Here is a 20,850-nt window from a genome sequence, read left to right as displayed (position 1 = left end):
ATCACGCAAAAAGGGATTGACTAACCAAGGCCCGTTACAGAAGCCCGGATGGAGCCTTACGCCGTGCGGACGATCTCCCTGATGTAGCCGATCGTCTCCTCGATCTGGCTCGCATTGACGTCGAGATGGGTGCAGGCGCGGATGCGGCCGTCCATCATCGCAAGCGTCACGCCGCGCTGCCTGAGGGCAGCGACCATCTTGTCGCCGGCAACGCCTGCACCGTCCGGCTTGAAGAAGACGAGGTTGGTCTCGGGCTCCTGTACCTCGATGCCGGAGATCTGCGACAGCCCGCGGGCGAGGACGCGCGCATTGGCGTGGTCGTCGGCAAGGCGCTCGACGTGATGGTCGAGCGCATGGATGCAGGCCGCCGCGCAGATTCCGGCCTGCCGCATCGAGCCGCCGAGGCGCTGCTTCCACTGCCAGACCGCATCGATGAATTCGCGGGTGCCAGCGAGCACGCCGCCGATCGGCGCACCGAGCCCCTTGGAGAAGTCGATCCAGGCCGAATCCCAGCCGGCGGTCATGTCGCGCGGCGAGATGCCGCTCGCCACCGTCGCGTTCAGCAGCCGCGCGCCGTCCATATGGGTGACGAGATCATGTTGCCTGGCGATCGCAACGATCTCGTCGAGTGCGGCCTTCTTCCAGATCGTGCCGCCGCCGATATTGGCCGTCTGTTCGACACTGACGACTCGCTGCGTCGGCTGGTAGCGCGTGCGCGGATGCAGCGCCTTGCGGAACGTTTCCGGCGTGAACTGGCCGTCAGCGCCCTTGAGCTGCGTCACCTGGAAGCCGCCGATAGCGGCATGCGCGCCGCCTTCGCGGGCGATGATGTGCGCGGTCTCATGCGCCAGGATCTCGTCGCCGGGCCGGCAATGCACCAGCGTCGCGGTGACGTTGCACATCGTGCCCGAGGGCATGTAGACGGCAGCCTCCTTGCCCATCAGATCGGCGACGCGCTCGCACAGCGCATTCACGGTCGGATCGTCGCCGACCTGCTCGTCACCAACTTCGGCCCGCGCCATCGCCTCGCGCATCGCAGCCGTGGGCTTGGTCTGCGTGTCCGAGAGCAGATTGATGCGTACCGGCGGCGCCTTGGGATCGATGGGGGGAGGGGTGTAGAGCATGGCTGAACTCGTCATTTCTTTAGTCGAACAATTGCGGTCTGATGTCTTGTGCGCCGTGAAGAATGGCACGGATTTCGACGTGATCGGGTTGCACCGTGTAGAAAATCAGATGCGATTGGAAGCGGAAACGTCGATAGCCGGACGCAAGTTCATCTACTGGCTGACCCACGAGGGGGAAGTCGGCAATCAATCCGAACGAGCGGATAAGGCCGGCGTAATAGGCCTCTGCTTGGTATTTGCCGAAGCGGCTCTCGGTGAAGTCGTAGATGTCGATCAGGTCGGTTCGGGTACGCGCCGATAACCGGTACTCAGCCATGGCGGCGTTGCGCGACGCGTTGGCGCGCGGCGGCGAGGATGTCGTCCGGCGTGTCCGAGGTGAAGGTGTTGCAATCGGGCTGAGCGAACAGCGCTTGATATCGGCGGACCTGCTCATCACGGGGCAGCTTGGCCCACGCCTCAAGCTCGGCTTCGGTCGGTGTTGCCGAGGGAGTGATATTGGCGAGCTGATCGGTCGTATGCGACATCAAGGGCATATTACCACAACAAAAAGGCCCCGGAAACCGGGGCCTTTGAATGTCGTTCTGCCGAGCTATCAGCGCGAATAGAATTCGACGACCAGATGGGGCTCCATCTGTACCGGGAACGGCACGTCGGAGAGGCCGGGGATGCGCACGTACTTGGCGGTCATCTTGCCGTGGTCGACTTCGAGATAGTCGGGGGTGTCGCGCTCGGGAAGCTGGCTGGCTTCGAGAACGTGAGCGAGCTGCTTGGAGGCTTCCTTGACCTCGACGACGTCGCCGATCTTGACCTGGTAGCTCGAGATGTTGACCTTGCGGCCGTTCACCTTGATGTGGCCGTGGTTGATGAACTGGCGGGCCGCGAAGATCGTCGAGACGAACTTGGCGCGGTACACGACCGCGTCGAGACGACGCTCCAGCAGGCCGATCAGGTTCTCGCCGGTGTCACCCTTGAGGCGGCTCGCCTCGACATAGATGCCGTGGAACTGACGCTCGCTGATGTTGGCGTAGTAGCCCTTCAGCTTCTGCTTGGCGCGGAGCTGCACGCCGAAGTCCGAGAGCTTGCCCTTGCGGCGCTGGCCGTGCTGGCCGGGACCGTATTCGCGGCGGTTGACGGGGCTCTTCGGGCGGCCCCAGATGTTCTGGCCCATACGGCGATCGAGTTTGTACTTCGCCTCACTGCGCTTAGTCATCGCGTCCTCTTCAGGTACATGGTTTGAGGAAACGCGCCCTCCTGTGTGACGGGCTAGCCCGGCACTGACAGGTCCAATCCCCAAAGCTGGAGGGAGTGGACCACGGGTCGCGAAACGCTTCGCGGGCCGAAATCGGCCCGCGAGCAACGGGGTTCTAGGAAGAATCGGCCCCGCTGTCAAATTCGTACGCGGACCGGTATGGGTGATCTTGAATAGTGCTTTTAGGGCCATTTCGGGTCGAAAGGATCGATTTTGCAGCCGGCAGTGGTGGTGACGGGGGCGTCCTCGGGGCTTGGGGTGGCATTTGCCAGGCTGGCGGCGGCGGAGGGGCGGAACGTGATCCTGATCGCGCGGTCCCTGCCCGAGTTGGAGCGGCTGGCGGGCGATCTCGACCCCTCCGGAACCTCCGTGGTGGTGCTCGGGCTCGATCTGGCCCGGCCGGACGCCGGCGACGTCATCGCCCGCGAACTGGAGGCGCGGAACCTCCATTGCGACATCCTGATCAACAACGCCGGTTTCGGCCTGTTCGGCGAGGCCGCAGAGCTGGATCGCGAGCAGCAGCTCGGAATCATCAATGTGAACACGCGCGCCGCGACCGACCTGATGTTGCGCGTCCTGCCGGCCATGGTCGCGCGTGGGGGCGGGCGTATCCTGAATGTCGGATCCGTGGCGGGCTTTGCGCCCGGGCCGCGCATGGCGGTGTATTTTGCAAGCAAGGCCTATCTGGTGTCCCTCTCCCAGTCCCTCACCCAGGAGGTCAAGGGCACCGGCGTCACCGTGACATGTCTGTGCCCAGGTCCGCTGCGGACGCCATTCCTGGCGCTTGCCGGCGCGAGCCAGACGAGGCTGTTCAAGCTCCTGTCGAAACTCGACGCTGAGGATGTGGCGCGCGCCGGTTGGGCGGCGATGAAGGCGGGGCGCACACTTTGCGTGCCGGGCGCCGGCAACAAGGTCGCGATTGCGGCGATCCGCTTCCTGCCCCGTGCGGCCGTACTGGCCATCCTTGAGCGCTTGCAGCGGAAGCGATGATCTCCAGTTCAGGTCTCGCCGGGGGGAATGATCGGCCCGCGTGAACGCCAGCTTTCGCGGTTGAGCAGATCCACCAGACCGGGAAAGAAGCGGTTGAGCCGCCAGATCACACGCGCGAGCAGCGTGACGACCACCAATCCCTTGTCGCGCTTGATGGCCTTGATCGTCGTGTCCGCGACATGCTCAGGAGTGGTGTAGAGCCACTCGGGGAGTCTGGGCCGCTTGGAATAGATCTTGGACGGGCCGCCTTCCGCGACCATCGGCGTCGTTACCAGGCCCGGGCAAATTACGCTGACGCCGAAGTTCTCGCGGTGATAATCGTTGCGCAGGGCAAGCGTGAAGCCGACGAGGCCATATTTGCTGGCTTGATACGCCGCCAGTTCGCGGACCGGCACCAGTCCGAAAATGCTCGACACGTTGACGATATGCGCTTCGTCGGTGCGCGCCAGTCGGTTGAGAAGCTCGGTGGTGATCTGCATCGGCGCCAGCAGGTTGACCGCCATCAGGTTGCGCCAGTCTGCATCGCTGATGCTGCGTTGTTGACCGAACACGGCGATGCCGGCGCAGTTGACCAGAATATGCAGCGGCGCGGCTTCGAACAGACGGTTGAGCATTGCCGTGATCTCTGCAGGCTGCGTGAGATCGCAAAGACAGGTCGTGACGGTGACGCCCTCTCGCGCTGCCCGTTCCTCAGTCGCTGTCAGACCTGTGGCGTCATGGTCGGTGATGACGAGATTGACGCCCTCCTGCGCGAGCGCAACGGTGATTGCGCGACCGATGCCGGAAGCTGCGCCCGTCACGAATGCTGTACGCCCGCGTAGGATTTTCATGGATCTGCGATCGGTCCGTCAGGGCGTATCGGTGAACTATCTTGAGAGGCTGCCGGTCAGCCGGGAGCCAATCCACTCTTGCGGGGCCGTGTCGGACGAGACGTGTTCGACCGGGGCAAGGGCTAGCAGCTCATCGGCGATCTCGTTCAAGATTTGCTCCAGGCGTGACAAAACCCCGCCGACGACCGCGGCGTCGGTAACCCGATGATCCCAGCGAACCATTACGTTGATCGTGCCATCGGATGCGACCTTGTCGTAGCTGAGGATGAATGAGGTGGGACCCAGCGCTTCCAATTCGCCGCCTCCAAATGCTGCAACCGAGGTAATGAGGACAGTGCCGAAATAATTGGCCCGCCAGCGGCCGACATTCAGTCCAAGCAACCAGGCCAGCCGCCGCAGCGGCAGCGGCAGGCGGGTGACCGCATAGGTCCTGCGGAAGAAACGCGTCGCCGCGATGGGGCTGGTCTTGGCGCTGCGTACCCAGGCGTCCGCGTCCGGCAACGGAACGAGGTCCGGCGCCTTGACCGGAAACAGCAGCACGCCATCGGGCGTTGCGTCCGGTGCCACGACGATCATGGCGATGGTCTGCGGCAGTTCGTAGAAGCGTGACCACGGCCATCTCAGATACGAGGTGCGCAGGATCGGGTTCTCTTTGGCCACGACCGCGAACGCCTTGGCAAATATCGTCGGCCAGGCGGGGCGGCTGGCCAAAGCGCTTCGCGCGGCTGCGAGCCGCCCGATATCGAGGGTCCGGCGAACCGCGACAAATGGCACGCCCGCCGACGCGCGCATCAGATCAATGACGATGCGGCGCGGCATTGAGATTTTTCGAACCGTTCCGCGCATCCCCCACTCGACTTTTCGTAATTCACGGGCAGGCCCGGGCGTCGCCGGCCGCTGCCCCCCATCTAGCACGAACCAGCCGGCCAGGCGCCAGAGGGTTTATCTCCGAGATCATCGCCGAAGCCACCGGCACAGGCTTGGCGGTGGCAAAAATAGTCAATATTTCAATATTTTGGTGCCATGAACCGCAGCCTTGCAGGTCGTGCCGCCGACGGTACAAACCTTGCTGCTTACCGCTTGATCCCCTCGAAGGCCGCCATGATGCCGCGCTGAAATAGCGACCAGTCGAAGCCGAGCGCAATCGCGCGGTAGCCGCGGTCAATCAGCTGATTGGCCTGGTCGGCGGTGCGTGCAACGCCGCCGATCGGCACCCCGCTTTTGAGAATGCCGGCCTCGGCCCGCGCGATCAGCGCCAGTAACTCCGGGTCGTCCATCTGGCCGCGCTTGTTGATAGAGGTGGCGAGATCGCCGGGGCCGATGACGGCAACGTCGATGCCCGGGGTCGCCATGATCTCGTCGATGCGGTTGACGGCATCGACATGCTCGATGGTGATCATGCAGATCATCTCGTCGTCGGCCGACGCCATGTAGTCGGGCATCGACTGGCCCCAGCGGAACGGCGCGTGGAACGGTCCCCAGAGTCGGTCGCCGCGCGGCGGGTAGCGCACGCTGCGCACCGCTTTCTCGGCCTCGCCGCGATTGGTGATCATCGGGAAATTGATGCCGAATGCGCCGATATCCATCGGCGCTTTCGCAAGCCATGGCTCGTTCGCCGCGATCCGCACCAGCGGGGTGCAGGGTGTGCCTGTCGTCGCCGCGATCATCGCATGCGCTTCGGTGAGCCCGATCGGCCCGTGCTCGAGATCGACGATGATCCAGTCCAGCGAGCGCGCCATGATCTGGACCATCTGCACGCTCGGGATGGTCGCGATCGCGCCGAAAGCGGGGCGGCCCTCGCTCCACATCTGGCGAAGGCGATTGAGCGGCGTTGCGGGGACCGACATGTTAAGACCTTGCGCATGGGTGACGAGGGCGAGCCTAGCAGCGTGCCGTGTCCGCGAAAAGTCAGGCCAGCGCGCGCCCGCCGAAGAACGGCGTCAGCGTGGCGGAAAGGCCATGCACACGGTTCGAGGTAAAGATCATCTCGGCGCCGGACTGCGCGATGCCGTCGCCGCGCGGACCGAGCAGGTCTGAAACGCGGCGGGCGATCGCTGGCGCCGGATCGATCCACTCCACCGGCCAGGGCGCGAGCTTTTTCATCCGGTCGAGCAGCAGCGGATAATGCGTGCAGGCAAGCACGACCGTGTCGGTGCGCCCACCCGCGTCGGCGGCATCGCCGACGAAGCAGGGGCTGAGTTCGGCGAGGATATCGCTGTCGCTGATCGCCTGGCCACTGAGCTCGCGTTCGGCGAGCGCGGCCAGCTCGGGCGAGCCGACCAGCGTCACTTCGCATCCCAGCGCGAAATCGCGGATCAGCGCCTTGGTGTATTCGCGCTTCACGGTGCCCTTGGTACCGAGCACCGAGACCCGGCGGGTCTTCGAGTGGGCGCAGGCCGGCTTGATCGCCGGCACCGTGCCGACGAAGGGCACGGAATAAGCAGTCCTCAAGTGCGATAGGACCAGGGTGGATGCCGTGTTGCAGGCGATGACGATGAGGTCAGGATCATGGGTGCCGATCAGCTCCCCCATCAGCGGCACGACGCGGGCGATGATCTCGTCCTCGCTGTGATGGCCATAGGGGAAGAAGGCGTCGTCGGCGACGTAGGTAAAATGTGCGTCCGGGCGCGCCGCCACGACCTCACGCAGCACGGTGAGGCCGCCAAGACCGGAATCGAATACCAGGATCGTCGGGGAATTGGTCACGTCGCTACCTTAAGGGCCCATGGTTACCATTCGGTTTTTGGGGCGGTTTTGCGGCGAGGACGGCCGGCGCCCGGTTTGGAACGATTCAATTTCACGTCAGCCGCCGGCACCGCTATCAGCCGTGCAGCGCAGCGATTGGGACATCCGTAAGTTTTCGGGAGCCGACATGATCAGAAACACTGGGAGTGGCTGGGGGAGCGTTGCGCGGTGGTTTCACTGGGGCCTGGCGCTGGCGATCATCGGCATGATCGGCTTCGGCTGGTGGATGAACCACATCCCACCGCGTGCCGACAAGTTCTTCTACCGCTCGATCCACGCCGACATCGGCTATGTGATCCTGCTGCTTACGGTGCTGCGCCTGGCCTGGCGCGCCATCAACCCGACGCCGGCGCTGCCGCCTGAGTCCTTGCGCTGGCAGAAGATCGCGGCCCGGATCAGCCACGGTGCGCTCTACCTCGTCGTCATCCTGGTTGCGATGCTGGGCTGGGCGCATTCCGGCGCGCGCTCGCCCAACTACTCCGACTTCTTCGGCCTGTTCAACGTGCCGCAGTTCACCTCTCCGGACAAAGCCGCAGCCGGCGCCTATGAGGATCGGCATATCTTCTTTGCCTATGTGCTGCTGGCCTTGATCGCGCTCCACGTCGTCGCGGCCCTCTGGCACCACTTCATCCGCCGCGACGGCGTCGTGACGCGCATGGTGACGGACGAGGTGGGGTAGGAATAGTCCCGTGTCCCGGACGCGCTGCAGCGTGCAACGCTGCTGCGCAGAGCCGGGACCCACGCCACAATGTTGCTCTCGGCCGCATGGCCCCGGCTCTGCGGCGCATCGCTGAAGAGGCGCTGCGCCGCGTCCGGGGCACGAGAGTGACATGCGGCGCTGGCAATGAGTAGGATGTAACATCGCGGCTCATCCAATGCGCAGCCGTAAGGAGACGCCCATGCTCACCGTTCACCACCTCGGCAAATCGCAATCGGAACGTATCGTCTGGCTCTGCGAGGAGCTCGGGATTCCCTATGAGCTGAAGCGCTATGCGCGCGATTCCGTCACCATGCTGGCGCCGGCCGACTACAAGGCGCTGCACCCGATCGGATCGGCGCCCGTCATCACCGACGGTGACCTCGTGCTTGCCGAGTCCGGCGCCATCGTTGAGTACATCATCGCCAAATACGGCAACGGCCGTCTCGTGCTCCGTGCCGATGATCCCGACTTCGCGCAGTTCCTATACTGGTTTCACTTCGCCAACGGCACCCTGCAGGCCGGCATGGGTCGGCTGATGCTGCTGAACCGGCTCAAGCTCGCTGACGACAATCCGGTGCTGGTCGCGATCAGGGCGCGTGTCGACCGTGCCTTCGACCTGGTCGATGCGCGGGTGCGCGATGCCGAATATCTGGCAGGCAGCACCTTCACGACGGCCGATATCATGACGGGCTTCTCGCTCACCACGATGCGCTATTTCCAGCCCTATGATCTCGCGCGCTGCCCGAACGTGGTCAAATATCTCGGCCGCGTCAGTGCACGTCCGGCCTACCGCCGCGCGATGGAGAAGGGCGATCCCGGCATGGCGCTGCTGCTGAGCTGAGCGGCGATCAGGCGATCTTGTTCGTGGTCGCCGAGCGCGCTGCCGCCAGCTGCTTCTGCAGGCGATCGATGTTCTGCAAGAGGCGCTGGCTGGTCAGCACCAGGAAGTAATAGCCGAACTGCGGATCCTGGAAGTAGATCTCGAGCAGGCGGTCATAGGTGATGGTAAGCACCTGGCCGTCTTCGATGCATTCGATCGTTCCGGTGCGCCGGTTGTCGGGCGTGAGGAAGCCGAGCTCGCCCATCAGCGCGCCCGGTCCGATTTCCACATTGATCTCTTTGACCAGGAACTTGCCGGTGACCGTGAGCAGCATCTCCTGGGCGGAATCGCCCAGCTTGAAGAGCGTGTCGCCGCGGCGATATTTGCGCTCGGTCATGAACGGCTTGAGCCACTCGATCGACATGTCGCCCTCGGCCGCATGGCGCGCCTTCTTGACCAGCTTGAGCATCTGCCGCAGCCGAAGCGCGTTGATCGGAAGCATCAGCAGGTAGAGCAGGAACGTCGAGACGTTGGCGGAGAGCGCGCCGAAGATGGCGAAGAACGCGCAGCCGATCATGTTGGCGACGCGCAGGGGCACCATCGTCCGCATCAGGAGGGTGGCGACGAAGAAACCGGCGCCGATCGTCGCGAACAGATTGGCCAGCGTGATGTTGTGGACGAAGATCTCGAGCAGCCGGTTGAAGATCGCGTCCCAGGTGACGTTGTTGGGGTCAAGGCCCATCTGGACCAGGATCTTCGCGATCCTGAGATTGTCCGTGGCCGCATCGAGAATGCGGTCGAGGATCGAGGAGATGTCTGCGCTGCCGGACGGCATGGTACTATCCCTGCGTAAGGCCTTCAGTCCTGGTCGGTAGGTTCGCCACCTATAGCCGAAATCGAATGACGACCGCTTGAATGAAACCTTCGGTCGCCGCTCCGCAACAGGCAAATTTTAGCCTGAACCGTCGTTTCGGCAATTGCCCGTTCGTTGTGCGCATGATCGGGCCGCCCCCGTGATTCGGGGCGCCGTCGGTGGGCCGTCAGCGTCCGGGAGGGGCGCTCAGCGCCATCGGGACAGCAGGTGGGGCTACGGCTTGGCGCCGGGCTGGATGACCCGCTGCTCGACGAGGGTCAGGTGCCCGGGCAGCGAACCGGCACGCAGCTGCATGGCGACGCTGTTGGCCTCCTCCAGCGTGAAATTGCCGGAGATCTGAACCGAGCCACCGGTGATGGGCTCGCGGATGACAGGGGCCGAGATCACGGTGTTGTCGAGTGCGATGGCGACGGGCTTGCCGATATTCTCTTCCGTGAGATGGGCAAAACGCCGTGTGCCGCGGCCGTTGAAGTGGAACGAGACGACCGGATCCTTCGTGCCCGGGGCAAAGCTCGGCGCGGCATCGCTGACGTCCTCGCCGTCAAGCGCGCTTTCCTTGGCGACCAAATACGGCTTCTTGTCCTTGAACCCGAGCAAGACCTCCGTGCCCTCAGGCGGCGTTCCGGATTGCGCCTGCTCCGCCGTCATCGAGAGATCGACCTGACGGAGGCTGACCTTGACCCGCCGAGAGAAGATCGCGGTGACGGGCTCGGGATCGGTCACGCCGGGCAGGAAGATGCGAATGCGGTCAGTCCCGTCAGGGACCGCGCTGGCAAGCTTGACGTCGGCATCCTTGAGGCGCTGCTCGATCATGGCGATGGAATTTTCGACGAGCTCGTGCAGCCGCGCCGCGGATGCGGCATCGGTCGGCGCGAGCCTGACCGCTCCGTCGCTGCCGTCTGTGATGGCGACCGCATGCGAGGGTACGCCCGCGGCGGCCGATGCCAGCATGCGGGCGAGCTGGTCGCGGCCCTTGGCGTCCGCGATCTTGACGTCGACGCCACCGTCGCGGATCGCCAGATTGGAGAACGCGATATGGCCGTCGTGCAAGTCCTTGTAGACCTCGTCGCGCAGATCCGTGACGACGCTCTCGCGCAAGGCGTCGCTGTCCACCTTGTGGATGATGCGCGACCCGCCCAGCTTTTCCATCTTGTCGCCGACGAAGGCCGCGATCTTGGCGCGCATCTTGTCGAACTGGTTTTCGGCGAGCGCCGCGCGCGGCAGGGCGATCGTCGACGCCGAGATCGCCGACGTCACGGCGAACGCAAGCATCATCCGTGTGGCGCGGTCGCGCGGGGGCGTGGTCATGATCACCTCGAGTCTTGCGGCAGGACGCTGGGCCGATGAGTCCTTTGCCAGTCCTTGGTCCCCCGATCAGGCGCGGAGGTTCAAACGCCTCTCGGGCGAGGTCAATCGTCGCAGCCGGTAGGCAATGGACGAACGCCAAATCATCCATCATTGTGGTTCCGCTCGGCCATCGGCCGGCGCCCCCACCGCACCAATTGTCAAAAGACAGGCGGCGAGGGGACGACACCTGGGGGAGGACGGAATTCCATGGCGGGCATCCACGCGCTTGATCGGCTCATTGGCGACGACTATCCGGAGCTCTCGACGGACGAGGAGGTCCGGGCCTTCGAGCAGGTCCCGTATGCCGATCGGGTCGCGGCCGAGAGCACTTATGACGCGATCAGGCTTGGTGCCGCGCGCAACCCCGACGGCGCCGCGATCCAGTTTCTGCAAAATGCCGATCCGGCCGACACGCCTGTCGTAGTCACCTACCGCGATTTCATCGCGCGCGTCACGCAGGCCGCCAACATGTTTCACGCGCTCGGCGCGGAGAAGGGCGATGTCATCTCCTTCATGCTGCCGCTGCTGCCGGATGCCTTCGTGACGCTGTTCGGCGCGGAGGCCGCAGGCATCGCCAATCCCGTCAACCCGCTGCTCGAGCCGCACCAGATCGCGGAAATCCTGGAAGCGGCGAACACGAAGATCCTGGTGGCGCTCGGGCCGATGCCGGGCACCGACATCTGGCAGAAGGTCGAGCAGATCCGCCCGCAGCTCAAGCATCTCAAGGCGATCGTACAGGTGGCCGGCGGCGGCGATCCCGCGAACGGTATTTTCGCGTTCAACGATCTGATCAAGCAGCAGCCGGCCGATCGGCTTGTCAGCGGGCGCAAGATTCTCGGTAGCGACATCGCCGCCTATTTCCATACCGGCGGCACCACCGGCACCCCGAAGCTGGTGCGGCATACCCACGCCAACCAAGTCTATCAGGCCTGGGCGCTCAATCTTTTGCTGAAGGCGAAGCCCGGCGCCAACCTGCTGTTCGGCATGCCCCTGTTTCATGTCGGGGGATCGCTGACGCAGGTGTTGCTGATGCTGTCCGCCGGCGGCTCGCTGGTCGTGCTGTCGCCGAGCGGCTGGCGCAATTCGAACGCCGTGAAGAACATCTGGCGCCTGGTCGAGCGCTTCAAGGTCGAGGCGCTGTCGAGCGTGCCGACGGTGCTCGCCGCAACGCTCGCGGTGCCGCCCGGCAATGCCGATATATCCAGCCTGAAATACGCCGCCGGCGGTGGCTCGGCGATCCCGGTCGCGGTGGGCTCCGCAATCCAGGAAAAGCTCAAGCTGCCCGTCGTCGAGGTCTACGGCATGACCGAGACCTCGAGCGTGCATACGCTGGCTTATCCGTCGCGGCCGATCCGTCTCGGCTCAGTCGGTCTTCCCATGCCTTATGCGCGCGTGCGCATCGTGCAGCTCGACGCCGACGGTCATTTGATCCGCGACTGCAAGCCGGATGAGATCGGCGTCGTCATCATGGCCGGCCCCGGCGTGTTCGGCGGCTATCTCAACGATGCCCACAACAAGGGCGCCTTCGTCGACAAGGTCTGGGTCAATTCCGGCGATCTCGGCCGCTTGGACGCGGACGGCTATCTCTGGATCACCGGCCGCGCCAAGGATCTCGTGATCCGCGGCGGCCATAACATCGATCCGGCGCCGATCGAGGAGATCATGTTCCGTCATCCCGCGGTCGGCTTTGCCGCGGTGGTCGGCCAGCCCGATGCCTACGCCGGCGAGCTGCCGGTCGGCTATGTGCAGCTGAAGCCCGGCGCGTCAGTCGAGCCGGGCGAGCTCGAAACCTGGGTGCGCGAGCGCACGCCGGAGCGCGCCGCCGTTCCGGTGCAAGTCATTCCGATCGACCCGATGCCGGTGACGGGCGTCGGCAAGGTGTTCAAGCCGCAGCTGCGCTGGGACGCGGCGCAGCGCGTGTTCGCCAAGGTGCTGCTGCCGCTCAACGAGCGTGGCATCGACTGTACGGTGAAAGTCGGCGCTCATGGTAGCCACGGCTCGATCGCGACGGTGACGCTTGCGGGTTTGCCGGCCGATCAGCGCGAGGTCGTCGCCGGCGAGGTGCATCGGCTGCTCGCGCCGTTCGTGATGCGGCACGAGGTGGTGCAGGCGTAGCATCGAAGTGGGTCGTGCCAGCGGAGCGCGCTTCGCGCGGCCGCGGGCCAACCCACCCGACAGACGTTTTATGCCGGCATCGCCGTCTCGATCAGGCGCACCCAGAACGAGGCGCCGTGGCCCAAAATATTGTCGTTGAAGACGTAGGCCGGGTGGTGGCACGCCGGGCTGTCGCCCATGCCCACCAGCACCATCGCGCCGGGGCGCTCTTGCAGCATGAAGGAGAAATCCTCCGCGCCCATCATCGGGATGATGCGGTCGTTGACGCGATCGGTGCCGACGATGTCACGGGCGACGTCGGCCGCGACGCCAGCCTCGCGTGCGTGATTCAGGGTCACCGGATACATCCGCGTGTACCTCGTCTCCGCCGAGCCGCCATAGGCGCGGGCGACGCTGTCGGCGACTTCGCCGATCCGGCGCTCGACGAGATCGCGCACCTCAGGATCGAGCGTGCGCACGGTGCCGCTGAGCTCGGCGGTCTCGGGGATGATGTTGAAGGCAGTGCCGGCGTGGAATTGCGTGATCGAGACTACCGCCGACTGCAGAGGATTGACGTTGCGCGCAACGATCGATTGCAGCGCGCCCACGATCTGCGAGCCGATCAGGACGCTGTCAATCGCCTGGTGCGGGGTGGCGCCGGCATGGCCGCCCTTGCCGCGGACGGTGATCTGGATGTTGTCGGAGGAGGCGAGCAGCGGGCCGGGTGTGGTTGCGAAATGGCCTTCGGCGAGACCCGGCATATTGTGCATGCCGTAGACCTGGTCGATGTTCCAGCGCGTCATCAGCCCGTCCTCGACCATGGCCTTGCCGCCGCCACCGCCTTCCTCGGCGGGCTGGAAGATCATGACCGCGGTGCCGTCGAAATTGCGCGTCTCGGCGAGGTACTTGGCCGCGCCCAGCAGCATCGCGGTGTGACCGTCATGACCGCAGGCGTGCATCTTACCGGGGATCTTCGAGGCGTAGGACACACCCGAGGTTTCCATGATCGGCAGCGCGTCCATGTCGGCACGCAGGCCGATCGCCTTGCCGGAGGCGGATTTGCGGCCGCGGATCACACCGACGACGCCGGTCTTGCCAATGCCCGTCACCACCTCGTCGCAGCCGAACTCGCGCAGTTTGTCGGCGACGATGCCGGCGGTGCGATGGACTTCGTAAAGCAGCTCCGGGTTCTCGTGAAAGTCGTGGCGCCAGGCGGCCATTTCGTCGGAGAGGGCGGCAATGCGGTTGACGATGGGCATGGGTTTGAATCCGTTTTTTTCTTTGTAAGGCAGCCTTGGGGGCGTGGCGCCGGCAAGGATGCTTTCTACGCCGTGATTTGGCAGAGGGGGAGGGCGAAACAGGCGGCGCGGCAAGGTGGCATGGGATGATCGGTCGGAATAGGTATTATCGTCCGCACGGATGCCGCCGTCGCCTTGCAGGCTGGCAGCGGCGCCCGGCAAATATTAACTGTCAATCACGGATCATTGACTGACAGATATTGAAATCTGTCAGCGAGACGTGTATATCCGTTCTCGGACGCTCCGATTGGGCGTCCCGTGGTCAGCCCTCCCGGGGAGCCCGAGATCCGAAACATCTGCGGATCGAGGCGCGAAATTTGGGGCGGGCACCGCGGACGAATGGAGACTTACGACAATGACTGCCGAAATCATCAACTTCACCGGGACGATTGGGCATTGGCTCAATTTACTGGTCGCGCGCCAGATCGCGGCGCAGGCTGCAAAACTGCCTCATTAAGAATTGAGCATGATCTTGTCGGAAAACCGCTACACATTTTTCCGGATCATGCTCTAGGCGAGAGCTTTCCGAACCGACCGGTATGGGCGCTTCGGTAAGCATCCATCGCCGGAAACTGGACCCTGAACGGGAACATGGTGCTGGCATGAACGAAGCTGTTGTCCTGACGCCGGAGCGGATCCTCGAAGTCACCGAGGACGTCTTGCGGCGCTACGGACTTGCCAAGGCCACCGTTGTCGACGTTGCCCGTGCGCTCGATGTGAGCCACGGCAGCGTCTATCGCCATTTCCCGAGCAAGGCCTCGCTGCGCGAGGCCGTCGCCAAACGCTGGCTCGACCGCATCGATGCACCGCTGCTGGCGATTGCGAACGAGCAGGGCCCCGCGCCCGACAGGCTCGATCGCTGGCTGCGCACGCTGTTCGCGGCCAAGCGCTCGCGCGTGCTCGACGACCCCGAGATGTTCGAGACCTATCTAACGCTGGCGCGCGAAGCCTGCGCGGCCGTCAAGTGCCACAAGGACACCATGATCGGCCAGATCGCGGCGATCCTGGCCGACGGCGTCAAGCGGGGCGAGTTCGCGGCTGATGACGTCAAGACGACGGCGCGCGCGCTATTCGACACGACCTGCCGCTTCCATCATCCGGCCCACGCCGACGAGTGGAAGGACGCCGATTTGCCGGCGCGCGTCGACGCGACGCTCGCGCTGTTGTTGCGCGGGCTGAAGGCCTAAACGACGCGACTAGCTCACCCTCTTGTTCAGAGTATCGTCGCGAAGCGAGCGCGCGGATGCGCTGTGCCGTCGCGGCTGAAAAGCACCATCGACCGACGGTACGACCGGCGGGCTCTCCTTATATGCGCTGACCGCGATTTCGACCGCATCCCTCGACCGCTTTCGCAAGCGGTGGAATGCCAGCTCCTGATCGAGCATAGGACAGTAGAAATGGACGACCGCCGTATCAGGCAAGCGGCAAAGTTGGTCGATGAGGTCGCCTACGGTGATGATCGAAGGATGGTCGACTGCCTTGTGATGAGCCTTACTCATTTCGCTGCTCCTCCACTCTGCCATTAACCTGAGGCGGATGGTCTGCGTTCCATCTGGTTCAGCAGATTTAAGAAAGGCGCGGAATCCGGCCGTCCTGCTGCTAAATCCGCGTTAGCCCGCAACTCGCCGCCAGCCGCACCAGTTGCGCGTCCGTGCGCGCGCCGGTCTTGGTCTTGATCAGATAGTGGTAGTTCTGGACCGTCTTGACGCTGAGATTGAGCTGCGCCGCGATCTGCTCGGTCGTGGCGCCGCCGGCGAACTGGCGCAGAATTTCGATCTCGCGCTCGCCGAGTTGATCCAGCACTGAACCCGCCGACAGGCTGTCCTCGGCCAGCACATGTGCGATGTCGTCGCTCATGGCGCGCTCACCGCGCGCGACGCTTCGGATCGCGTTGACGACCGTGAAAGGCGCGCTGCTCTTGGTGACGAAGCCGGAAGCGCCGGCATTGAAGGCCGCTTTCACCAGCACGGCCTCGTTGTGCATGGTGAAGACGAGGATGCGGGCCCGCGGATTGCGCGCGCGGATGTTGCGGATCGCCTCCAGCCCTGAGGCGCCCGGCATCGAGATGTCCATCACAACGACATCGGGGTCATGAATTTTGAAGGCGCCGTAGGCATCCGCGGCGTTGTCGGCTTCCGCCACGACATGGAGATCGCCCTGGCTTTCCAGCACGCGCCGGTAGCCCTGGCGGACGATCGGATGGTCGTCGACCAGGAGTACGGAGATGCCTGTTGCCGCGACATCGCTCATGACGGCCTCACGCGGCGAGCGGGATCGTCGCAGCGACGCTGAGCCCGCGCCTTGCAGGCAGGATCGAGAGCGAGCCGCCGGCCGCCGCGACGCGCTCGCGGATGCCGGTGAGGCCGAAGCCGGCGGAGCGCTCGACCCGCGCCGCATCGCCGCCGCCATCGTCCTCGACGCGGATCAGCAGCGCATTGTCCTCGCCCGCGCAACGTTCGACGTGCAACGAGATCTCGCGCGCAGCACCGTGGCGCAGCGCGTTGGTCAGGCATTCCTGGGCGACGCGATAAGCAGTGGTCGCGGCCGGGCCGCTGATGTCGGTGAGATCGCCCTTGAGGTCGAGCTGGATCGTCGGCTGCGTCGCGCTCTGTGAGCGCCAGCTGTCGACGAGGTTGACGAGGCTTGCCTCCAGCCCGAGTTCCTCGGGCAGCGGATTACGCAAGCGCTTCAGCGCATCGCGGAGCGAGGCCATCAGTTGGTGCGTGGCCTGCGAGATCATGCGCGCATCCTGCGCGATACCGATCTCTTTTTGCTCCTTCGCACTTGCCATCTCGATCGTGTTGGCGAACGCCAGGATGGCGGAGAGATTTTGTCCGAACTCGTCATGCAGTTCGCGCGCGAGCGCGCGTCGCTCGTCGTCGCGGATCTCGATCAGGCGCCGCGTCAGCGCGGCGCGCTGTTCGGTGGCCTCTTCCAGCCGGCTGCCGAGCGCATCGACGGCGGTCCCGATCATCGCCAGCTCCATGGAGCGGAAGCGCGGCAGCCTGGTGCGATACTGGCCGCGCGCCATGCGTTGCAGGGCGGTCACGATGGCGCGTGCCGGCGCCAGCGTGTGCGCGATCGCAAGCGATGCGAGCAGCGCGATTGCCGCTGCCATCAGCAGCGCAACGTCTGTTACGTTGAGGATATACTCCCAGGCGAGCGAGATGGAGGCGGCTTCGTCCGGCGTCGCGACCACCGTGCCGGCGGCCGCGGCCCGCGGGCTGATGGGGCGCACCGCCTCGGCATGGCTGCCGAGGAAGGTCGGAACGATGGCGGCGAACCAGCGCGGCGGGGTCCGGCCGATCCCTTGGCTCTGGCCGCAGAGCGGCTTCTCGAATGCGGTGGCGGGCTGGAACTCGACGCAGACACCGGGCGCAATCAGCTTCACCGTCTCCAGCGTGCGCCATTCCGGAACCGGCACGAGATGCTCGCGCATCCTGCTGCTGCGCAGCAACAGTTCATGCCAGTACAGGCCCTGAAGCGCCTGCGCGACCCGCTGCGCGGAGGCCGCCGTTGCGCGGTCGACGCTGCGATAGGCATCGAACGTGGCCCATATGGTTGCCGCGCCCAGGCAAAGCGCAACGATGAGAAGTAGGCGGGCGACAAGCTGAAGCACGAGGCGCATGCGATCACCCCAAAGTTTGATAAGCTCAGCCTAACAACGCCGCCGCGCCTTGCCAATTGCGCCGTTCGGCCGGATTGCAGCTCGGGCAAATTTCCCAAGCCGGATTGGGCATGAGTCTTTGGACCTGACGCGGCGGCTCTGATCTAATCGGGATGGAGACATCGCAGGCAATCCCTGCAAGTCGGGAGCGGTGCAGCATGAGTTCGATGACGATTGGACCGATCGCGGGCTCGACTGCCGACCCATCCGAGCGTAGCGCGCTGCTGTTCTGGATGATCTTCACCGGGCTGTCGATCTTCGCGGTCGTGCTGCTGTGGCGGTTCGGCCTGATCCATCTGATGCTGACCTCGGACCGGACCTACATCTCGAGCGTGATCGCGGCGCTCTATCTCGTCACCTGCGGCCATTGCTTCCTGCGCACGCGGGCGATTGCCCGGGAAGGCGCGGCCGCACGGCGTTGCCGCGCGGTGCTCGCAGCGCCTGATGGCGGCAAAATGCTCGATGCGCGCGCCACCGCGCTGCCGCGCGGGCTGGTGCGCGATCACATCGAAAGCCTGGTGACGAAAGCTGCAGCGCAGGATTACCGTCCGGTCGACCAGACGCTGCTGCTGCGGACGCTTGCCGACCGACTGCGCGGCTCCAACGGTTTTGGTGCCTTCGTCTCCGACACGCTGATGAAGCTCGGCCTGCTCGGCACCATCATCGGCTTCATCATCATGCTGGCGCCGATTGCGGGGCTGGATGCCGCCGACAAGGTCGCGATGCGCTCCTCGATGGGGCTGATGAGCGACGGCATGGCGGTTGCCATGTACACGACGCTCGCGGGCCTCGTCGGCTCCATCCTGGTCCGCATCCAGTACTACATGCTCGATGCCGCGACCCAGCGGGTATTCTCGGACGCGGTGGTGCTGACCGAGACCTATGTGACGCCGGTTCTCGAGCGCAAGGGATCTGACATCAAGGGCGCCGGAATGCCGTCATGATGGATGATTTCGGCCTCTATCCGCGCGAGGAGCCGTTCGATCCCCTGGGCGTGATGCTGTTCAAGGCGCTCCAGGTGGTCGCCTTCCTGTTCTTCCTCGCGCTGCTCGCGGTTTCGCCCGATGCCAAGGAGGGCAAGATCGACTCCAAGGCCGAGTTCATGATCACACTGGACTGGCCGGACAATCACCCCGACGATCTCGACCTGTTCGTGCAGGATCCCGCCGGCAACATCGCCTGGTATCGCCATCGCGAGGCCGGCTTCCTCACCCTCGATCGTGACGACCGCGGCGGGGCCAATGACTTCATCATGGTCAACGGCAAGAAGATCGCCTCGCCCATCCGCGAGGAGATCGTCACGCTGCGGGGCATCGTCCCCGGCGAATACACGGTGAATGTCTCGCATTTCGTCGCCACGACGGGCGAGCCGGTGACCGCCAATGTGAAGGTGCAAAAGCTCAATCCCACCGCTCAGGTGGTCTTCGACAACAAGTTCACGCTCGACCACACCGGCGACGAGAAGACCGCGGTGCGGTTCCGGCTCGACGCCGAGGGCAAGGTCATCGATGTGAGCCAACGGCCGAAATCGCTGATGGAGACTTTTCGCAGCACCTGGCGCAACGGGGCCGATCTCGACCCGAGCACCGGTGTGAGCCGGAACGCGAAGAGGATCCGCCGTGATTAATTTGCAGACGGTGATCCTCTCGCTGTCGGTCGCCTATGCGGTGATCGGGGCGCTCCTGCTGGTCGTGCTGGTCTATGCACGGCTGCACTGGTCGTTGAAGGCGATCGCCGTGGTCGTGACCAGCGCCTTCTACATCGTGAGCTTCAGCGAAATGCGCGGGTTGCTCGGCTGGGCCAGCAGTGATCGGCTCCCGACCGACTTCAAGCTGCTCAAGGCGCGGATCGTCGAGCCGCATTCGCTGGAGGGCGATCCTGGCTCGATCTATCTGTGGGTCGAGGAACTGGACGAGGACCACCGGCCGAGTGGTATTCCGCGCGCCTTCCGCGTCCCCTACAGCGACACCTTGGCCGACAAGACCCATGCGGCCGAGAACGAGATCGCGGCGGGCCATCCGCAAGGCGGACGCGCGGCGGACTTTGGCGGCGGCGAGGGCAGCCTGATCGACATGGTCCGGGAATATGTGACACCCAAGGCCATCCTCGAGACCAGCGGCGGCGATTCCTCGACCGGGGAGTTCAATGCCCCGCCGGCCGGCGCGCAAGGCGCCGTCTTCACGCCGCTGCCGCCGCCGCGGATGCCGCCCAAGGATGAACAATAAGGACGAACAATAAGGACGAGCAACAGCCTCTTCACCATTGCGGCCGCGTGGCGCTGGTCAATCCCCCCGCGCTGGCGCATCTTGTTGACCTCCCTCAAATTGGCTTTATCGGCTTCCAATAAGATGATGAGGGTGGAGGGTGTGTGCTTCTCGCGGTCTTCTCGGATATCCACGGCAACCGGCAGGCGTTCGAGGCGTGCCTGAAGGTAGCCCGCGCAAAGGGCGCGGAGCGGTTCATCCTGCTCGGTGATTTCGTCGGCTATGGCGCCGACCCGGAATGGGTCGTCGACACCGCCATGGATTTGGTCTCCCGTGGCGCCGTCGCCGTGCGCGGCAACCATGACGAAGCCGTCAACACCACCACCGAGAGCATGAACAACGAGGCGCAGATCGCGATCGAGTGGACCCGAGGGCGGCTCGATGCGGCACAGCGGCGGTTCCTGGCCGAACTGCCGATGCTGGTGGAGGACAGCGATCGCCTGTTCGTGCACGCGGAAGCTTCTAGCCCCAAACGCTGGCATTACGTCCGCTCGACGACGGATGCCGCCAAGAGCCTGATCGCAACGCCGGCCCACGTCACCTTCTGCGGCCACATTCATCGGCCCGCGCTCTATTCGATGTCGGTGACAGCGAAGATGACGAGCTTCGTGCCCAAAACCCACGTGCCGGTGCAGCTCCTGCGCGGGCGGCAGTGGCTCGCCGTGCTCGGCTCGGTTGGCCAGCCGCGCGACGGCGATCCCTCGGCATCTTTCGTGCTGTTCGACACGGTCTCGTGCCAGGTCACCTATTGCCGCGTGCCCTATGACATCGCGAGCGCGGCAAACAAGATTTTGGAGAACGGCCTGCCGCCCTGGCTTGCCGATCGGCTGACGCAGGGGCGCTAGAGG

23 protein-coding genes are annotated in these 20,850 nt (G+C 64.6%); 9 read left to right on the top strand and 14 right to left on the bottom strand.

Going from position 1 to position 20,850, the window contains the following annotated elements:
- Window positions 1–56: 56 nt before the first annotated feature.
- Genes Q0687_RS16375 through rpsD form a run of 4 tightly spaced genes read right to left on the bottom strand, consistent with a single transcriptional unit; the run spans window position 57 to window position 2,334 of the window.
- Window positions 57–1,124 carry a threonine aldolase family protein gene (locus Q0687_RS16375; protein WP_298878491.1) on the bottom strand — a complete coding sequence of 356 codons (1,068 nt, stop codon included), beginning with the start codon at window positions 1,122–1,124 and terminating at the stop codon, window positions 57–59.
- Window positions 1,125–1,143: 19 nt separating this feature from the next.
- Entirely contained in the window at window positions 1,144–1,440 is a 297-nt protein-coding gene (locus tag Q0687_RS16370) for a type II toxin-antitoxin system RelE/ParE family toxin (RefSeq protein WP_298878489.1), read from the bottom strand.
- Window positions 1,433–1,657 carry a hypothetical protein gene (locus Q0687_RS16365; protein ID WP_298878487.1) on the bottom strand — a complete coding sequence of 75 codons (225 nt, stop codon included), beginning with the start codon at window positions 1,655–1,657 and terminating at the stop codon, window positions 1,433–1,435. The genes Q0687_RS16370 and Q0687_RS16365 overlap by 8 nt, the downstream gene beginning before the upstream one ends.
- 59 nt (window positions 1,658–1,716) lie before the next feature.
- The gene (gene rpsD / locus Q0687_RS16360; protein ID WP_298878485.1) at window positions 1,717–2,334 is read right to left on the bottom strand and encodes a 30S ribosomal protein S4; all 618 of its coding nucleotides are present in this window, start codon (window positions 2,332–2,334) and stop codon (window positions 1,717–1,719) included.
- Between the two features lie 264 nt (window positions 2,335–2,598).
- Here rpsD and Q0687_RS16355 point away from each other — a divergent pair, with 264 nt between their 5' ends.
- On the top strand, window positions 2,599–3,363 hold the full coding sequence (locus tag Q0687_RS16355; protein ID WP_363323955.1) for an SDR family oxidoreductase: 765 nt from the start codon (window positions 2,599–2,601) through the stop codon (window positions 3,361–3,363).
- 8 nt (window positions 3,364–3,371) lie between these two features.
- Here the strand turns inward: Q0687_RS16355 and Q0687_RS16350 are convergent, their stop codons facing one another.
- The 4 genes from Q0687_RS16350 to murI form a co-directional block, all read right to left on the bottom strand.
- Entirely contained in the window at window positions 3,372–4,163 is a 792-nt protein-coding gene (locus Q0687_RS16350; RefSeq protein WP_298878482.1) for an SDR family oxidoreductase, read from the bottom strand.
- Between the two features lie 66 nt (window positions 4,164–4,229).
- Window positions 4,230–5,012, bottom strand: coding sequence for an acyltransferase (locus Q0687_RS16345; protein ID WP_363323954.1), 783 nt, complete (start codon window positions 5,010–5,012; stop codon window positions 4,230–4,232).
- A 254-nt stretch (window positions 5,013–5,266) separates the two neighbouring features.
- Window positions 5,267–6,040: an aldolase/citrate lyase family protein gene (locus Q0687_RS16340; protein WP_298878479.1), complete on the bottom strand. Its 774-nt coding sequence runs from the start codon at window positions 6,038–6,040 to the stop codon at window positions 5,267–5,269.
- Between the two features lie 61 nt (window positions 6,041–6,101).
- On the bottom strand, window positions 6,102–6,899 hold the full coding sequence (gene murI / locus Q0687_RS16335) for a glutamate racemase (protein WP_298878477.1): 798 nt from the start codon (window positions 6,897–6,899) through the stop codon (window positions 6,102–6,104).
- Window positions 6,900–7,065: 166 nt separating this feature from the next.
- Between murI and Q0687_RS16330 the strand changes: the two genes are divergently transcribed.
- Both Q0687_RS16330 and Q0687_RS16325 read left to right on the top strand, forming a co-directional pair.
- Window positions 7,066–7,617, top strand: a complete 552-nt coding sequence (locus Q0687_RS16330) for a cytochrome b (protein ID WP_298878476.1) — start codon at window positions 7,066–7,068, stop codon at window positions 7,615–7,617.
- 220 nt (window positions 7,618–7,837) lie between these two features.
- On the top strand, window positions 7,838–8,479 hold the full coding sequence (locus tag Q0687_RS16325) for a glutathione S-transferase family protein (RefSeq protein WP_298878475.1): 642 nt from the start codon (window positions 7,838–7,840) through the stop codon (window positions 8,477–8,479).
- Between the two features lie 7 nt (window positions 8,480–8,486).
- Here the strand turns inward: Q0687_RS16325 and Q0687_RS16320 are convergent, their stop codons facing one another.
- Window positions 8,487–9,293 (bottom strand): cyclic nucleotide-binding domain-containing protein, encoded by an 807-nt coding sequence (locus Q0687_RS16320; RefSeq protein WP_298878474.1) that lies wholly within the window; start codon window positions 9,291–9,293, stop codon window positions 8,487–8,489.
- Between the two features lie 252 nt (window positions 9,294–9,545).
- Complete coding sequence (locus Q0687_RS16315; RefSeq protein WP_298878473.1) at window positions 9,546–10,640, bottom strand: preprotein translocase subunit SecD; 1,095 nt, start codon at window positions 10,638–10,640, stop codon at window positions 9,546–9,548.
- Window positions 10,641–10,886: 246 nt separating this feature from the next.
- Here Q0687_RS16315 and Q0687_RS16310 point away from each other — a divergent pair, with 246 nt between their 5' ends.
- Window positions 10,887–12,794: an acyl-CoA synthetase gene (locus tag Q0687_RS16310; RefSeq protein ID WP_298878472.1), complete on the top strand. Its 1,908-nt coding sequence runs from the start codon at window positions 10,887–10,889 to the stop codon at window positions 12,792–12,794.
- 68 nt (window positions 12,795–12,862) lie between these two features.
- Here the strand turns inward: Q0687_RS16310 and Q0687_RS16305 are convergent, their stop codons facing one another.
- Window positions 12,863–14,032, bottom strand: coding sequence for a M20 aminoacylase family protein (locus Q0687_RS16305; protein WP_298878471.1), 1,170 nt, complete (start codon window positions 14,030–14,032; stop codon window positions 12,863–12,865).
- Between the two features lie 641 nt (window positions 14,033–14,673).
- Here Q0687_RS16305 and Q0687_RS16300 point away from each other — a divergent pair.
- On the top strand, window positions 14,674–15,258 hold the full coding sequence (locus Q0687_RS16300; protein WP_298878469.1) for a TetR family transcriptional regulator: 585 nt from the start codon (window positions 14,674–14,676) through the stop codon (window positions 15,256–15,258).
- A 9-nt stretch (window positions 15,259–15,267) separates the two neighbouring features.
- On the opposite strand, the gene Q0687_RS16295 is transcribed toward Q0687_RS16300, so the two are convergent.
- The 3 genes from Q0687_RS16295 to Q0687_RS16285 form a co-directional block, all read right to left on the bottom strand.
- A complete protein-coding gene (locus Q0687_RS16295; RefSeq protein ID WP_298878467.1) occupies window positions 15,268–15,570 on the bottom strand; it encodes a hypothetical protein in 303 nt (100 codons plus the stop codon).
- 100 nt (window positions 15,571–15,670) lie between these two features.
- Window positions 15,671–16,321 (bottom strand): response regulator transcription factor, encoded by a 651-nt coding sequence (locus Q0687_RS16290; RefSeq protein ID WP_298878465.1) that lies wholly within the window; start codon window positions 16,319–16,321, stop codon window positions 15,671–15,673.
- Window positions 16,322–16,328: 7 nt separating this feature from the next.
- Entirely contained in the window at window positions 16,329–17,699 is a 1,371-nt protein-coding gene (locus tag Q0687_RS16285; RefSeq protein ID WP_298878462.1) for a histidine kinase, read from the bottom strand.
- A 197-nt stretch (window positions 17,700–17,896) separates the two neighbouring features.
- Here Q0687_RS16285 and Q0687_RS16280 point away from each other — a divergent pair, with 197 nt between their 5' ends.
- The 4 genes from Q0687_RS16280 (at window position 17,897) to Q0687_RS16265 (ending at window position 20,847) form a co-directional block, all read left to right on the top strand.
- Window positions 17,897–18,682 carry a MotA/TolQ/ExbB proton channel family protein gene (locus tag Q0687_RS16280; RefSeq protein WP_298878460.1) on the top strand — a complete coding sequence of 262 codons (786 nt, stop codon included), beginning with the start codon at window positions 17,897–17,899 and terminating at the stop codon, window positions 18,680–18,682.
- On the top strand, window positions 18,679–19,365 hold the full coding sequence (locus Q0687_RS16275) for a hypothetical protein (protein ID WP_298878458.1): 687 nt from the start codon (window positions 18,679–18,681) through the stop codon (window positions 19,363–19,365). Before Q0687_RS16280 ends, Q0687_RS16275 begins: the two co-directional genes overlap by 4 nt.
- A complete protein-coding gene (locus Q0687_RS16270; RefSeq protein ID WP_298878456.1) occupies window positions 19,358–19,963 on the top strand; it encodes a hypothetical protein in 606 nt (201 codons plus the stop codon). Before Q0687_RS16275 ends, Q0687_RS16270 begins: the two co-directional genes overlap by 8 nt.
- A 143-nt stretch (window positions 19,964–20,106) precedes the next feature.
- Window positions 20,107–20,847, top strand: a complete 741-nt coding sequence (locus Q0687_RS16265; protein ID WP_298878454.1) for a metallophosphoesterase family protein — start codon at window positions 20,107–20,109, stop codon at window positions 20,845–20,847.
- The last annotated feature ends 3 nt before the right edge of the window (window positions 20,848–20,850 follow it).

The sequence above is a fragment of the uncultured Bradyrhizobium sp. genome (assembly GCF_936928535.1).
Classification (GTDB): domain Bacteria; phylum Pseudomonadota; class Alphaproteobacteria; order Rhizobiales; family Xanthobacteraceae; genus Bradyrhizobium.
Note: the sequence above shows the minus strand (reverse complement) of the source record. Positions and strands in the feature narration are given on the sequence as shown.